This window comes from Enterococcus xiangfangensis, assembly GCF_005405365.1.
Lineage (GTDB): Bacteria > Bacillota > Bacilli > Lactobacillales > Enterococcaceae > Enterococcus_A > Enterococcus_A xiangfangensis.
Genome location: NZ_BJDX01000007.1, coordinates 1 through 14,906, shown reverse-complemented (window position 1 = coordinate 14,906; position 14,906 = coordinate 1). Strand labels below are relative to the sequence as shown.

Sequence of the window (14,906 nt, the reverse complement as noted above, 5' to 3'; positions counted from 1 at the left end):
AGTTTATTTAATTTGGAGATCAAAAAAAGATCGTAGAAATTTTTTACTAGCTAAGGAAAGCAGCGCCTCATTGCGATAAAGGATTCCGATTTTACGAAAGACTGGGTCGGCTAAGGGTCGAATTTCAACGTGATAGGCGATCCGCTGTAAAATTAATTTCGGCAGCAAACTGAGCCCTAAATTTTTCTCTACCATTGCTAAAATCGAATAATCATCCCATGTTCGAAATTTGATTTGTGGTTGAACGTGAGCGTCTTTCAATAGCTCCGCAACATCTGAATTACTTTCGCGTTCCAGTAAAATGAAAGGCTGGTCTTGCAAATCAGAGAGGAAGATTTTTTCTTTAGCTAAAAATGGATGTTCTTTCGGTAAAACGACCAGCTGTTCATCCGCATGGAGAAATCTTTGTTCCAAATTATGTGTTGCAGGTAACCGAGAAAAACCAAAATCAACGCGGCCAGCTAAAATCCACTGCTCAACTTCATCGTAGTCACCTAGTAATAACTCAAAATCAATTTTAGGATAAGCTATTTGGAATTTTTTGATTGCTTCTGGTAGCCAGTGAGTGGCAACGCTGGAGAAGGTTCCTATACGAATCAAGCCCGTATCTAAGTGACTAAGTTCCGCTAATTGGTTTTGTAACGTTTGATAGTTGTCTGCCAATTCTTTCGCGTAAGGCAAGACATTCATGCCGTCTGAAGTTAATCTGAGTCCTGCACGATTCCGTTCTAGTAAGACGATTCCCCATTCTTGTTCAAGGTCATTGATCATTCGGCTGATCCCTGATTGAGAATAATTTAAAATTTTGGCGGCTTTTGTGAAGCTGCCTAATTCTACGGTTTTGACAAAGGCGATGTATTTTTGAATGTTCATATCCATAGCCATTCCTCCTCCATCTGTTTTTATCATATTAAGTATGAAAAAAAATCGTTTTTGTAATCTTTGACTTTATGATAAATTACTGCTAATAACTAATCAATACAGAAAGTAGGAATGACTAATTTCCTTCGTTGGAAAAAGTTAGTAGGAGAAGCTCCAATTGATTTTCATAATAAAGAATGCAAAAAAGGATGAGTAGAATGGTTTTTGTAAGTGAAATAGTTACATCTGTACCAACAGTTTACAGCACGCCTTTGCAAGAAAAAGTTTATCAAGTCTTGCAAGAATTAGAAATAGCATTTCAACGAGTGGCGACTGATGAAGTCATCACAATGGAAGATTGTCAGCAAATCAATGAGCGATTGGAAATGGAGATGGTGAAGACACTGTTTTTGTGCAACCGCCAAAAAACAAATTTTTATCTTTTTGTAACTCGCGGGGATAAAGCCTTCAAATCAAAAGATTTCAGTCAAGCATTAGAAATATCTCGCGTTTCATTTGCATCTCTCGAGCAGATGACCGAGATGTTAGGTACAAAAATCGGAGCAGCGACTATTTTCAGTACCTTGCTAAAAGAAGCGAGCAATGTTCAACTTGTACTTGATCAAGATGTCTGCGAGCAAGACTATTATGGTTGCAGTGATGGAACGACTACAGGCTATTTAAAATTAAGAACTGCAGATATTTTGCAAAAATTTTTACCTTATACAAAATGTCGGCCTAAAATTATTGAACTATAAAAAGACAAAAAGACGAGTGTGAGCTCGTCTTTTTGTCTACTCATTTAATTAGTGATCACTTCGATCAAGCAACAATTGATTGAATCCACAGAAGTTGTTTTGACCTTTAGAAATCTGATTCGATATAGACTTCTTCGCCAGCGATTTCGTCATCAATGACATCTTTCCATTTTTCTGGATCGATTTCTTTGAAAGAAACGGAAACGACATTTGGTTCGCACCCTAATTCTTTGACAACGAAGTCTTGTAGTTTGTCAGCGAAAGCTTGTTTTACGGCTTCCGAACGACCAGGATATAATTTTACTGATAAATGTGGCATGAGTGGTTCCTCCATAGTTTATTTGATTGTATTAAAGAAAATGAAACGCTACTTTTTAGGACCATTCTGTCCCGATTTTTTCTGCGAGCGCCCGTTCATAAATTTTTTGAGCGGTAACTAAATCTTGGGCACCGATTCCAACAGTTTTGAAGACGATGATCTCTTCATCATTTTCTCGTCCGCTGATTTTTCCTAATAAAACCTCGCCAATGTCGCCAGTGAAGTCAGCTTTTGTGATAGTCCCGGCTGCTAGCGGAATCAAAATATCACCTGATTCGGAGAGCACGGCTTCTTCTGAATCAAAATAAATCTTACTTGCGCGCTCTAAAATCACAGGATCCATTTCTTGCATCTGCGGCTGATAAGAGCCGACACAGCTGACTGTGGCACCGGCTTTGATTTTGCTGCCGTCAAAAACAGGTGAGGTGGCGGGAGTGACCGTAATGATCAAATCAGCCTCGCGGATGGCTTCATCGGAAGTCGCTGCCGGTAAAATCTGCGTACCGTAATCTTTTAATTCTTCATTCATTTGAGCGGAGAATTCTTTCGTTCGTGTTTGATTTTGATCAAAAACATAAACGGTCTCCAAGTTACGAGCGCAGATCATGGCTTCTAATTGTGTTGCGGCTTGTCCGCCGGTGCCAATCAATGCGCCTTTTTTTGCATCTTTTCGGCCTAAAAGATCAAAAGCGACTCCTGATGCAGCGCCGGTTCGAAGTTGAGTGACCGTTACGCCATCTAACAAGGAATTGACATAACCAGTCTTGCCGTCGACTAACAACACCTGGGCTGGCGCAGATGCTAAACCTTGATCAATATTGTCAGGAAAAATATTGATAATTTTCAGTGCTGCCGCGTCTAAATCTGGCGCATAAGAAGGCATGAATAAAAACGTTCCATTTTGTTTTTCTGAAACGATCTGTGTCCGCAATGGCACCTCGGTTTTGCCTTCACTGAATAAACGGAAGGCGACCTTGTCCGCCTCGATAGCATCTTTCATAGTAAAAACTTGTTTGATATTCGCACGAGATAAAAGTAGCATAGAATCCTCCTCTATATTTATACTTCCACACTTAGAAGTATAAGCGATTACATGACTGGTTTCAAAATAAATTCAGAAATAGTTCTTTTGTTCTATTAGATAATCTATTAAGCTAGAAAGAGAGCAAGAAAGGGACGTAGAAATGAGCGAGAAAACAGTGCATTTAATGGGGACTACCATCAAACTTTGGGTCGATCATCCGCAAGCAGAAAAAATGTTGGACGATGCGGAAGTCCGCTTGCGGAATTTTGAGCAGCGGTTCAGCGCTAACGCGGCTGATTCAGAACTGATGGCAGTCAATCATCAGGCTGGGATTGCTCCAGTCAAAGTAGATGAAGAACTTTTTGAGTTGATCCAGATTGGCAAAAAGCAGAGCTTAGTTTCAGACAGTTCATTGAATATCGCTATTGGTCCATTGATTCAAGAGTGGCGGGTAGGGTTTGCTGATGCAAAGTTTCCTTCGCCAGAAAAGATCCAAGAAAAACTGACTATGATCGACCCAGCGGCTATCCAGCTGGATGAATTGAATCAAACCGTTTTTTTGTCGCGACCTGGAATGTTACTGGATCTTGGCGCGTTGGCGAAAGGTTATTTTGCGGATAAGATTATCGCTGATTTTAAAGCTAGTGGAGCAAAAGCGGCGTTTATCGATCTAGGTGGCAACGTACTGACTTATGGACCAGCACCGCAGCGAGCAGATGGTCGTTGGCGGATCGGGATTCAGAATCCGTTTTTGCCGCGCGGAAACTATGTTGCTGTTGTCAAAACACAAGATGAATCGGTAGTGACTTCCGGAATTTATGAACGTAAATTTGAATGGCAAGGGCAGAGCTATCACCATATTTTTGACAGCAAGACAGGTTATCCGATTCAAACAGATCTGGCAAGTTTAACGATTGTTTCGAAAGAATCATTGACCGGAGAAATTTGGACGACGCGCTTATTTGCTAAATCAGCGCAGGAAGTTTTAGCAGAATTGAACCAGCGAGAAATTGACGGAATCATTGTCACCACTGACCAACGCTTAGCCTATAGTGACGGTTTGAAAGACAGAATCGACATCTGATCGGTGATCGATCTAGACAAGAAAAAAACAATCTATAGGCTAATTGAACGACCATGATAAATAACTATCATGGTTTTTTTATAGATATTATTTTATTGATTATTTCAACTGGTAATTGAACTATCATAAGAATCAAATGGAACATTAATTGTTATTGAAAAAGTCTATTTCTTTCTATATACTTTATTTTAAGAAAACCTTTACAAAGGGTATGGAGGTGAAAGAAGTGTCAAAACGACTATGACTATGAGGTGAAATTTTGCTTAGAGTCTCTAAGCGAGTTCCGGCGACATTCTTTCCCTCAAAGTACGAAGAATAAAGTTAAAATTTTTGAATGACACCTGAAAAAGCTGTCTATTTTTTTGTGCGGAAAAATGTGGATAGAAGAAAGCAAGAACTTATTTAGCCAGCGTTCCAACTAAAAATCAACGAAAGAAGGATTTAGTAATGAAAAGAATGAGCGGACTATTAGTGATTGTTTTAGCAATGTTTGCGGTAGTATTAACCGGCTGTCAAAAAAACGAAGCCAAAGAAGATCGAGCGGAAGCAGATATCGCTTGGCAAATGATCGCACCTGAGAAGATGAAAACTGTTTTGGAAAATGATGATCCAGCTGACTATCAAATCATTGATATTCAACCAGAAGCAGATTATGCCAAAGGTCATTTACCAAACTCGATCAGTGTACCAGCTTATCCGGTTGATACTGAAAAATTAGAAAAACTAGTTGTTGATAATGCCGATCAATTTAAAGACGGCGATAATCCAATCTATGTTGTCTGCCCTGGCGGCGGCGGTGGTGCTAAACGGACAGTTTCACTGCTGATTGATGAAGGTATTGATGAATCACGGCTATTTATCGTTGAAAATGGTGCGAAGAAATGGCCTTATAAAGACGATCAAAAACTTTGGGTAACCGAGTAATCCATTTTGGGTGTGACAAAAAGTCACGCCTTTTTTTATTAGCAACTATACATTTTTTTATTAGCAACTATACATTTTTTTAGAGCAAACTGTAAAATTTTAAAAGTCTTTTTTGAGTTGGGAGGAAGTCTTGCGCTCTTCGTTTGCCGACTAAGTAAAATCTTCCAAAATTTAAGGGATAAGCGAATGAAAACAGTTGCATTTTACATGGATTTTAGGTTTAATAAGACACCACTAAAAAAATCTAAAGGAGTGAATGCACATGGAAACACGGTTATTTCCTTCCATCGCATACGACAATGCGAAAGAAGCGCTAGCGTATTATGAAGAGGTTTTTGGAGCAACAGCTATTCATCGCTTATCACCGACTGCAGAGCAAGCAGTTCAAATGGGGATTCCTGAAAGTACTGACTTAGACACAGTTACGGTCCATGCAACTTTCAATATTTTAGGTGTAGAGATCCAAGCAGGGGATTCATTTGGGGCAGATACAAGCGCAACAGATAAAATTTCTTTGATGATCAGTGTAAACAGCGAAGATCCTGAAAGTATGACAGCGGCAGATGCTTTCTATGAACGATTGACAGAATCAAATGAAGTTACCATTGTTTTGCCTTATGAAGATCAATTCTGGGGTGGAAAGCTTGGACAATTCAAAGATAAATATGGAATCAACTGGATGTTACATGCCAACCATGGTCACAATTTTAGAAAAATGATCTCACATTGCGTGAAGTGATGTGGGATTTTTTTGCCTGGAAATTGTGAATCAGCTTCTTTGAAAAAGCGGGGCATGGAAAATCAGCCTTAGAAATCTTTTAAAGACTGCCTGCGATTCTTGAACCAGTTTTTTTAAGAGACGATTGCGACGAGTCATCGTTTTCGTATTTACTATCGGGTATAATAGAGAAAGAATATGTTTAGAGGAGGGTGTATGGAAAAAACGAATCAAATCAAGTTGAATCTGCAATACATCAGCATGCAAGTTCCTTATTGGATGGGTTATTCCGTGTTGGGGACGTTCACGTCAGTTTTTTTACTGTCACGAGGTTTTACGAATGGACAAATTGGACTGATCCTATCACTAGCAAACGTGTTGGCAGCAATCTTACAACCCTTTTTAGCATCATTTGCTGATCGGATGGTGCGGATTCATTTGTCGCAGTTGACAGCAGGGATGGCAATACTGTTGATAGTGTTTTCAAGTATTTTACTGGTAGTTCCCAAAGTTTTATTAGTCGTAGCATTTATTTATGTTTTATTGTACGCTTGCCTTGTTCTTTTGCAGCCGATGACGATTGCTATTGGAACTTTTTTTATCAGTCGCGGCTATGGATTGAATTTTGGCGTAGCACGTGGGCTGGGCTCATTGGCGTTTGCTGCTGCAACGGCAGTGACTGGAGTGTTGATCGAACGTTTTTCATCAACGATTATTTTGTATTTATTGATCGGTATTTTTTTGTTTTTCACAATCATGACATTAATGATCGATACTCGGCGACACGCAGGGAAATATTCAGCCTCGTTAGCGTCAAAACATCTTCAGGCAACGCAGGAAGAACCAATCGGGTTATTCGCGTTTTCTAAGCAATACAAGCGTTTTATGTTTTTGTTAGTTGGCGTTTCTTTATTGTTTGTTTTCCACACGATCATCAACAGCTACATGTTCCAAATCGTACAGCCATTAGGCGGAACAGAAGTCAATGTGGGCTCTTCTTTATCGATCGCGGCATTGTGTGAGTTGCCAACGATGTTTTTCTTTTCTTGGTTACTGCGCCGTTTCAGGATCCATTCATTGCTGAGGATCGCTGCATTCTTTTTCTCAGTCAAAGCAGTATTGATCTTGTTTGCTAGCAATATCTTTTTGATCAATGCGGCACAGAGCTTGCAAATGGTAGGATTTGCACTCCATACGATGGCATCGGTCTACTATACAAATCAAATCATTCCGCAAAAGGATTTAGTCAAGGGACAAACATTGATGGCGACAGCCAATACTTTTGGCGGCATTGTTGGATCTTTTGTCGGTGGTCAGATGCTGAGCTTTTTATCTGTTTCTGCAATGCTCTTGATCGGAACGGTGATCTCGATTGCTGGGACATTGATCGTCTGGATGTCAGTAGAAAAAACAAACGGATCAATTGTGCAGTGAAGTTTTTTTAAGGCTGTCTTTGGCTTTCTAGTCAGTGATCAGGTAAAATACAAAAAAGAAGTCGTATAGTTTCTGATTGTGGGGGACAAAATTGTATTATAAAAATAATCAATTGAAGGAGTGGGATAAATGACAAATCACAATGAAAAAGATCGCCGTTTGCGCGGCTCAATGGCACCTAAAACAGAAGAAGATGTCGCGTTAGCTGGTACAAATTCCAGTGAAACAGAAGACAAATCGGAAGCATTAGCCGGTAGTAATTCCGGTGAACCTAAAGAAGTCGCTCGCTCCGGCTCAAATTCGGTGGAAAAAGAAGAGGAGCATCCTTCACTGAAAGAGGAAGCGAAAAAAATTATCCAAGAGCTTGAAGATAAATTTGATCCAAAGAGATAAGAAACGAGTTAATGTATGAAGAATAGTTTAGAGATTTATGAACATTGGTATCCGCGAAGTTACGGACTAGATGATTACCCAACGGAATGTCATGTGACGTATTCAGGCGCAGAACGCAAAGTTTTGTTTGAAGAATTAACGGCCGCGCAACAACAGCTAGTCAATCAGCAAAGAAAATATGAAGTCCGCTCTTTATTTTTACAAAAACAATATTTGCAGGCGTCTGATTGGGAATTTGTAGCGTTGAATATTGATGACGAATTCGAGCGAGGCGTTCACAGTCAATTGAAATGTGCCTGCGGGCGTCCGCTAAAATATCAATTTGTGATCGAATCAAAAATCAAACGACAAGAAATTCGTTTAGGCATCCAACACTTCAAAGATCATTTAGGGATCTCCCAGCAAGTAGCTGAAGAAATCAAAAAAGGCGTCGCGCATGTAGATTTGGCGTTAGACGAACTACTTTGGTTGAGCAAAAAGGGCTTTTCGTTTCCAGAAGATTTATGGCAGCGCTACGTGTTTGCTTATTATCGAAATAATATGTTGCGTCGACCGCTTTCTTTGAATCACAAATTAGCGGAACGAGCCGTTCATTTCCGTGCGGCTCAGATGCCGTTATTTATCGGAGACTATTTGAGCATCATGACAGAGATCAATCAAGTTGACCGCGAAGTTTTTGAGGGAAATGAAAAGAACTTTTTAGCAGATAAAAAAGTTTTTGAAGCTTATCTGGATGACTTTCAGCAAGATATCCAAGCTCCAATCTATGTGGAGCAAAAGTTTTGGGAACGCAAATTGACTGATCTTATTCAGTTGGAACGCTACGGGCCTGAAACGTACCAAGCGGCTAAGCAGCGCTACTTTGATGACCTGCTCTCTTTTTTGTTAGTGTTGAAAAAAACAAAAGTGGAACGCAAGATCCACAGTTTTAAACTTTTTCACCAGAAAAAGTATGGCAACGAAGAATTAGCAGCATTTATCATCGAGAAATATCAACAATATCAGTTTACGCAAAATTTTTTCCTAGCGATTCCTAAGGTGTATCGGGTAGGAATCAAAAAAGCGATCCAGCGCAAACAGAAAAAATAAAAATACCGACTGCCATCAATTTCTGGCAATCGGTATTTTTTATTTGAGTTTATAACGCAAAACCGTTTTCTGCTTAGCCGGCTCGATTTTTCGCGGATCTGAAAGATAGATCTCTCGGTGAATGTACTGACCCATTGTAGTAGTTGAGTGCAACTGCTCTTTTTCCATAAATTCATGCATTTTAGCAAAAGTTGCCGCTTCATCGTCGTAAGGACCGAGGTGGGTTGTTTGGATGATACGACCTTCTTCATACTCGATAAATTTGGCATCTTTGATATAAGGATTTTGCTTTTTTTTGAACGTCGGTTCAACCACCGCCAAGAAGTCTTCTTCCGTGAGACGATCCGGCTGGCGGATCATGATCTGATAAATCAATTCATCTTTGTTAAGGGGGCCATCACCAGGATCTTTTTCAGAAGTCCAAACACCTTCTAATGGATAAACCGTGTATTCGAACGGCTCGCCTAGTTCACCTTTTTTGAGTTTCATCCGCAAAGCATAGGATAAAATATAAAGTGCGCTGATTTGTTCGCTAAAGTGTGCACTATTTGGATTGCCATGACCAGACAATGAAATAAATTTATAATTTGGGATTGTTTGGCTCTCGATTTTTTTGGGTAAATAGATTTGTTTTTCGGCTTTGCGCCATTCATATTTCATGTGTCCGCTCCTAATTGAAACTAAATTTTTGAACAATGTTTTGTTTGTAGTGTTTATGGTTTGATATAAGCATAACCTGCAGCTTGCAGTTCGATCAAGTCTAGGACGCCAGAAGGCACGACGATAACATTTTTAGGTAATTGGGCTTGCGGAATCTGGTTTGCCCGCAGTGCATTGTTGCAAGCATGGAAGGTTACCCGCTTCATTGCGATAAAAGCTTGATTTTCAGGCGCTAAATAACCATTGATTGCTTTTCCATTAACTAAAACAATAATAGTTATTTCGTAAGGTTCTTTCAATAGATTTTTGACATTATTGGCCGTCTCAGACCATTTTTCTAATTCATCAATATGAAAAACAACATTCATTTCTGCACCTTATTTCTTAATGATCATGTTGATTGCTTGTTCTAATTTTTTTGCCTGTTCCGCAGGATTTTCCTCAGGATGTTCAAAACAGTTTTTTAAATTGTCTGCCACGATCATTCCCATTACTCGATCAATACTGGAACGGACCGCACTTAATTGGGTGATGACATCGATACATTCTTTTTCGTCTTCAATCATTTTTTGGACTCCGCGAATTTGTCCTTCAGTTCGTTTCAAACGATTAAGAATTTTTTTTTCTTCAATAACCATTGATAGTTACTCCTTTAAATCAATTTATGAAGAATATACCTAGTCAGGGTATGTTTCGTCAAGTGGTGTGCTTTTTGTTATAATCAGTTGCAAACAGAACAATTGACAGAGATTTATTTTTTATGATAAAAATACCCTGATAGGTATTTTAAATAGTTCAAAGGAGTGTCACGCATGTTCAATTTATTTCAAAAGATCCCGTCTATTTCTACCAAAGAGTTAGCTGGAAAACTAAATGATCCAATTACTTTGTTAGATGTTCGAAACCCTGAAGAATACCGTAAAGGGCATATTGCCAAAGCGATAAATCGGCCGTTTAATAAAATTACTGATTATCAAGGCAAAGAAAAAGAACTTTATGTAATTTGTACTGCAGGAGTAAACAGTAAAAAAGCCGCGAAGATTTTAAAAGAAAAAGGCTATGATGTGATCAATGTACGTGGCGGGATGAATCAATGGCATGGTCCGGTCAAGGGAGGAAAATAAAATGAAAATCGTTATTGTAGGCGGTGTTGCAGGCGGAATGTCGGCAGCTACACGATTGCGGCGTTTGATGGAAGATGCTGAGATCATTGTGTTGGAAAAAGGACCTTTTGTTTCTTTTGCTAATTGCGGCTTGCCCTATTATGTTTCTGGCGAGATCGCTGAGCGAGAAGCGTTGTTAGTCCAAACACCGGCTTCGTTGAAAACACGCTTTGCACTTGACGTCCGTCCTTTTCACGAAGTTATAGCTATTTCGCCAGAAAAGAAAAGTGTAACAATCAAAAATGAACAAGGAATTTTTGAGGAAAGTTATGACAAGTTGATTTTATCCCCGGGAGCAAAACCATTGATCCCAGAAATGACAGGCTTAACCGAGGCAGAGAATGTTTACAGTTTGCGGAATGTTCCAGATTTAGATCAGATCATGCAAGCTTTAGAAAATAAACCTGCCAAGGCAACGGTGATCGGTGCAGGATTTATCGGTCTTGAGATGGCTGAAAATTTAAAATCTCGCGGTTTAGAAGTAACAGTGATTGAAAAAGCGCCGCATGTTTTGCCGCCGCTAGATGAAGAAATGGCCGCCTTTGTTCAAAATGAATTGATCAAAAAAGGGATTCGAGTAATCACCGGTGAATCTGCTCAAAGTTTCAGCGAACAAGGCAAATGCATTAAATTGACGAATGGGGAAGAAGTACGCTCTGATTTGACTCTTCTTTCTGTCGGTGTTCGTCCGGAGAATACCCTTGCTAAACGAGCTGGATTAGCAACTGGTTTAGGTGGCGGAATCGTAGTAGACGAACAATACCAAACGAGTGAACCGGATATTTTTGCAGTAGGCGATGCAATCATCGTTAAACAGCAAGTTAGTGGTGAAGATGCCTTGATCGCATTAGCTTCACCGGCGAATCGCCAAGGTCGACAAGTTGCTGATGTCATCGCTGGATTGAAGCGAACAAATCGGGGAAGTATCGGGACAGCAATCGTACGTGTTTTTGATTTAGCCGCAGCGGCGACTGGATTGAGTGAACGTGCAGTCAAACAATTGGGATTAACTTATCAAGTTGTTCATATTGCTGGAAAAAGTCATGCTGGTTATTATCCTGGAGCAAGCGAGCTGACCTTGAAATTGATTTTTGATCCGGAACAAGGAACAATTTTTGGTGCCCAAGGTGTCGGGGCAGCAGGGGTGGATAAACGAATCGATATTTTAGCGACAGCGATCAAAGGTGGATTGACGATTTTTGATTTGCCTGAATTGGAATTCACTTATGCACCGCCATTTGGTTCAGCTAAAGATCCAGTCAATATGTTAGGATATGCGGCAATCAATCTAGCAGAAGGCATTAGTGAATCAATCCAGTGGTATCAATTAAAAGAAGAACAGCGAAAGGGCAGCCAATTATTAGATGTTCGTAATCTTGGTGAGTTAGCTCAGGGACGTTTTCCAGATGCAATCAATCTGCCGCTCAATCAATTACGTGAAAGACTTGCTGAGCTCGATCCGAATCAAGAGTATGTGGTCAGTTGTCATAGCGGGTTGAGAAGTTATGTTGCTGAACGAATCTTAAAACAAAACGGTTTTCGTGTAAAAAATTTAGATGGCGCCTTTGCTTTATACAAAACCGTCAGACCGGAGGAATTGATTTATGACTAATTCGATCACAATGGCTGATTTCTATCAGTTAACTAAACAAAAAAAGGTAGAAATCATCGATGTGCGCGAAGATTTTGAATACCAACTGGGGCATATCCCTCATGCAAAAAATCTGCCTTTGAGTCGTTTAGGTGTGGATCAGCTTGAAGGAGATGTCGAAAAAGAGTTCTATCTAGTCTGTCAATCAGGTGCTCGTTCAGAAAATGCTTGCACCTTTTTAGCAAATCAAGGGTATAATGTCGTCAATGTTTTAGGTGGAACCGCTGTTTGGCCAGGAGAATTAAGCCGTTAATTAACTAGGAGGTTGTGACAAGATTTTTGTCACAACCTCCTTTTTGCTTGATATAGATAGCACGAATCAATTTTTTGTTTAAGCAGTAAAAAATTAAAAAGTGTTACTATAAAGATATCAACAAAGATATCAACAAAAAGGATGTGGGGACATGATCGAATTAAAAAAATTAGCAAATATGGTGGATCACACATTATTAAAAGCCGATGCAACAACTGCGGGATTTGAACGTCTTTGCAACGAAGCTGATACGTATGGTTTTAAAATGGTCGCGATCAATTCTTTTCCAGTCGCACGGTGTCGAGAATTTTTGAAAGACAGTCCAGTTCACGTAGGTGCCGCCATTGGATTTCCATTAGGACAAACGACGATTGCAACAAAAGTGTTTGAAGCAATGGAGGCTATCGAAAATGGCGCAGATGAAATCGACTATGTCATTAATATCGGTAAATTGAAAGACGGTGAGCATAACTATATTCGTGAAGAGATGAAAGCAATCGTTGATATTTCGCGGAAAAATGGAATCATCAGCAAAGTCATTTTAGAAAATTGCTATTTAACGGATGAAGAGAAGATTGCTGTTTGCAAAATCGCCAAAGAAGTGAAGCCTGATTTTGTCAAAACGTCAACCGGTTTTGGGACAGGCGGTGCCACAGTTGAAGATGTTGCGTTAATGAAAAAAATCGTAGGCGCCGAAGTAAAAGTGAAAGCAGCCGGTGGCATTCGCGATTTGGCTACAGCATTGAAGATGATTGAAGCAGGTGCGGAACGCTTAGGAACTAGTTCAGGAATCAAAATAATAGAAGAATATAAGAAGCGACTCCAGTAAACGATGAGCGTTTTCTTTCATTCAGCAGAATAAAAGAAAAGATCCTTTAGCAAGTTTAAACAAGCAGAAGGGATTCAAGAAGCTCGAGGACAGGTTTTTTAGTTAATGTTCGTGTTTCACTAATTTTGTATATTATTGTTTACTTATTATCATGTTTATTATATGATTATCCTCGTTGTTTGAAAAAAATGCTATTATTTTACGAACATTTTAGATTATAGGGGGAGTATCATGAAAGGGAAAATAAATTCCTATTTTGAACTTGATAAATTAAACACAACAGTAAAAAGAGAAATTTTGGCAGGCTTTACTACATTTATATCAATGGCGTATATTCTTTTTGTAAATCCTAGTGTATTAGGCGCTTCAGGAATGGATGAAGGAGCTGTCTTTACTGCTACAGCATTAGCTAGTGCGTTAGGCTGTGTCTTGATGGGCGTGTTGGCGCGCTATCCGATCGCGACAGCACCTGCATTAGGGATCAATGCCTTTTTTGCCTATTCGGTTTGTATCGGAATGGGGATTCGTTGGGAGACTGCTTTAGCTGGAGTATTTGTGGCATCGCTGATTTTTATTGTGATTACTATTTTTAAATTGCGCGAAATGATCATCGATGCGATCCCCGCAGATTTGAAATATGCGATATCTGGCGGAATCGGATTATTCATTGCATTTTTAGGATTGAGTGAAGGTGGCATCATCGTCGCTGATAAATCGACTTTAGTCGGTTTAGGTTCAATGACTGGGACAACTTGGCTGACTGTCTTTGGGTTGATCGTGACTGCGATCTTGCTAGTGCGGCGAGTACCAGGTGGAATTTTTATCGGGATGGTCGCTACGACGTTAGTAGGTTTAGTTACTGGATTGATTCAAGCGCCAACACAAATCATTTCTGCCGCACCCAGTTTGAAACCGACTTTCTTAGTTGCGTTAAAACATGTGAAAGATATCAACACATTGCAATTATGGGTTGTTGTACTGACCTTTTTATTAGTGACTTTCTTTGATACTGCTGGGACATTAGTTGGATTAGCCAATCAAGCCGGCTTCATGAAAGACAATAAAATGCCGCGAGTTGGAAAAGCGTTAGCTTCTGATTCGACAGCGATGTTGGCTGGATCATTATTTGGGACATCCCCAGTTGGTGCTTACGTAGAATCTTCAGCAGGGATCGCAGTTGGCGGTCGGTCCGGTTTGACCGCGATTACAACAGGAGTATTCTTTATCTTCGGTTTGTTCTTCTCGCCATTGCTGTCAGTCGTTACTTCGCAAGTTACGGCGCCTGCATTGATCGTAGTCGGTGTATTAATGGCACAATCATTGCGTCAAATTAAATGGGATCAATTAGAAATCGCGATTCCTTCATTTTTGATTTTGATCGGTATGCCGCTGACTTATAGTATTTCAGACGGAATCGCGTTAGGCTTTATCTTTTATCCGATTACGATGGTGGCCGCTAAACGCGGGAAAGAAGTTTCACCAATCATGTATGGATTGTTCTTCGTCTTTATCGGATTTATGTGGATCTTGAATGTATAATAATGGTTGATTGATCAGCTGCTCATTTTCAATTGAAGATGAGCAGCTTTTTTTCTATAACAATAAAATGATTTTTATGATAATTGTTTATGATTTTAAAGAATTTATCATGTTCTTTTAAGATTTCAGAGATAGCGTAAAATATCTTGTGTAAATAGATATTTAGGGTAGAAAAAAAGAAAGTCCATTCTGTAAAATTAAAGTTAC

At 39.6% G+C, this 14,906-nt stretch carries 18 protein-coding genes; 12 read left to right on the top strand and 6 right to left on the bottom strand.

From position 1 onward, the window contains the following. Positions 1 to 3 precede the first annotated feature (3 nt). Entirely contained in the window at positions 4 to 879 is an 876-nt protein-coding gene (locus tag FFM68_RS09240) for a LysR family transcriptional regulator (protein WP_137619058.1), read from the bottom strand. A gap of 200 nt (positions 880 to 1,079) precedes the next feature. Between FFM68_RS09240 and FFM68_RS09235 the strand changes: the two genes are divergently transcribed. Then, complete coding sequence (locus FFM68_RS09235; protein ID WP_137619057.1) at positions 1,080 to 1,619, top strand: prolyl-tRNA synthetase associated domain-containing protein; 540 nt, start codon at positions 1,080 to 1,082, stop codon at positions 1,617 to 1,619. A 106-nt stretch (positions 1,620 to 1,725) separates the two neighbouring features. On the opposite strand, the gene FFM68_RS09230 is transcribed toward FFM68_RS09235, so the two are convergent. Together FFM68_RS09230 and FFM68_RS09225 are read right to left on the bottom strand one after the other, a co-directional pair. Continuing rightward, complete coding sequence (locus tag FFM68_RS09230; RefSeq protein WP_137619056.1) at positions 1,726 to 1,938, bottom strand: tautomerase family protein; 213 nt, start codon at positions 1,936 to 1,938, stop codon at positions 1,726 to 1,728. A gap of 55 nt (positions 1,939 to 1,993) precedes the next feature. Beyond that, positions 1,994 to 2,980 carry an ornithine cyclodeaminase family protein gene (locus FFM68_RS09225; RefSeq protein ID WP_137619055.1) on the bottom strand — a complete coding sequence of 329 codons (987 nt, stop codon included), beginning with the start codon at positions 2,978 to 2,980 and terminating at the stop codon, positions 1,994 to 1,996. Between the two features lie 142 nt (positions 2,981 to 3,122). Here FFM68_RS09225 and FFM68_RS09220 point away from each other — a divergent pair, with 142 nt between their 5' ends. From FFM68_RS09220 to FFM68_RS09195, 6 genes are all read left to right on the top strand, one after another. Further along, on the top strand, positions 3,123 to 4,046 hold the full coding sequence (locus tag FFM68_RS09220; RefSeq protein WP_137619054.1) for an FAD:protein FMN transferase: 924 nt from the start codon (positions 3,123 to 3,125) through the stop codon (positions 4,044 to 4,046). 447 nt (positions 4,047 to 4,493) lie between these two features. Further along, entirely contained in the window at positions 4,494 to 4,970 is a 477-nt protein-coding gene (locus tag FFM68_RS09215; RefSeq protein WP_137619053.1) for a rhodanese-like domain-containing protein, read from the top strand. Between the two features lie 262 nt (positions 4,971 to 5,232). Beyond that, positions 5,233 to 5,709: a VOC family protein gene (locus tag FFM68_RS09210; RefSeq protein WP_137619052.1), complete on the top strand. Its 477-nt coding sequence runs from the start codon at positions 5,233 to 5,235 to the stop codon at positions 5,707 to 5,709. 195 nt (positions 5,710 to 5,904) lie between these two features. Continuing rightward, entirely contained in the window at positions 5,905 to 7,122 is a 1,218-nt protein-coding gene (locus FFM68_RS09205) for an MFS transporter (protein WP_137619051.1), read from the top strand. A gap of 129 nt (positions 7,123 to 7,251) precedes the next feature. Further along, positions 7,252 to 7,515 carry an rRNA processing protein gene (locus tag FFM68_RS09200; protein WP_137619050.1) on the top strand — a complete coding sequence of 88 codons (264 nt, stop codon included), beginning with the start codon at positions 7,252 to 7,254 and terminating at the stop codon, positions 7,513 to 7,515. Between the two features lie 15 nt (positions 7,516 to 7,530). Continuing rightward, a complete protein-coding gene (locus FFM68_RS09195; RefSeq protein ID WP_137619049.1) occupies positions 7,531 to 8,604 on the top strand; it encodes a hypothetical protein in 1,074 nt (357 codons plus the stop codon). Between the two features lie 39 nt (positions 8,605 to 8,643). Here the strand turns inward: FFM68_RS09195 and FFM68_RS09190 are convergent, their stop codons facing one another. The 3 genes from FFM68_RS09190 to FFM68_RS09180 are packed head-to-tail and all read right to left on the bottom strand — an operon-like array spanning position 8,644 to position 9,902. After that, positions 8,644 to 9,264, bottom strand: coding sequence for a GyrI-like domain-containing protein (locus tag FFM68_RS09190; protein WP_137619048.1), 621 nt, complete (start codon positions 9,262 to 9,264; stop codon positions 8,644 to 8,646). Positions 9,265 to 9,317: 53 nt separating this feature from the next. Then, on the bottom strand, positions 9,318 to 9,632 hold the full coding sequence (locus FFM68_RS09185) for a DsrE family protein (protein WP_137619047.1): 315 nt from the start codon (positions 9,630 to 9,632) through the stop codon (positions 9,318 to 9,320). Between the two features lie 9 nt (positions 9,633 to 9,641). Beyond that, a complete protein-coding gene (locus tag FFM68_RS09180) occupies positions 9,642 to 9,902 on the bottom strand; it encodes a metal-sensitive transcriptional regulator (protein WP_137619046.1) in 261 nt (86 codons plus the stop codon). 174 nt (positions 9,903 to 10,076) lie between these two features. Here FFM68_RS09180 and FFM68_RS09175 point away from each other — a divergent pair, with 174 nt between their 5' ends. From FFM68_RS09175 to FFM68_RS09155, 5 genes are all read left to right on the top strand, one after another. Then, positions 10,077 to 10,388, top strand: coding sequence for a rhodanese-like domain-containing protein (locus tag FFM68_RS09175; protein ID WP_137619045.1), 312 nt, complete (start codon positions 10,077 to 10,079; stop codon positions 10,386 to 10,388). A 1-nt stretch (position 10,389) separates the two neighbouring features. Continuing rightward, positions 10,390 to 12,039 (top strand): FAD-dependent oxidoreductase, encoded by a 1,650-nt coding sequence (locus FFM68_RS09170; protein ID WP_137619044.1) that lies wholly within the window; start codon positions 10,390 to 10,392, stop codon positions 12,037 to 12,039. Then, positions 12,032 to 12,331, top strand: coding sequence for a rhodanese-like domain-containing protein (locus tag FFM68_RS09165; RefSeq protein WP_137619043.1), 300 nt, complete (start codon positions 12,032 to 12,034; stop codon positions 12,329 to 12,331). The genes FFM68_RS09170 and FFM68_RS09165 overlap by 8 nt, the downstream gene beginning before the upstream one ends. A 151-nt stretch (positions 12,332 to 12,482) precedes the next feature. Further along, complete coding sequence (gene deoC / locus FFM68_RS09160; protein WP_137619042.1) at positions 12,483 to 13,160, top strand: deoxyribose-phosphate aldolase; 678 nt, start codon at positions 12,483 to 12,485, stop codon at positions 13,158 to 13,160. Positions 13,161 to 13,391: 231 nt separating this feature from the next. Next, positions 13,392 to 14,699 carry an NCS2 family permease gene (locus FFM68_RS09155; RefSeq protein WP_137619041.1) on the top strand — a complete coding sequence of 436 codons (1,308 nt, stop codon included), beginning with the start codon at positions 13,392 to 13,394 and terminating at the stop codon, positions 14,697 to 14,699. Positions 14,700 to 14,906 lie beyond the last annotated feature (207 nt).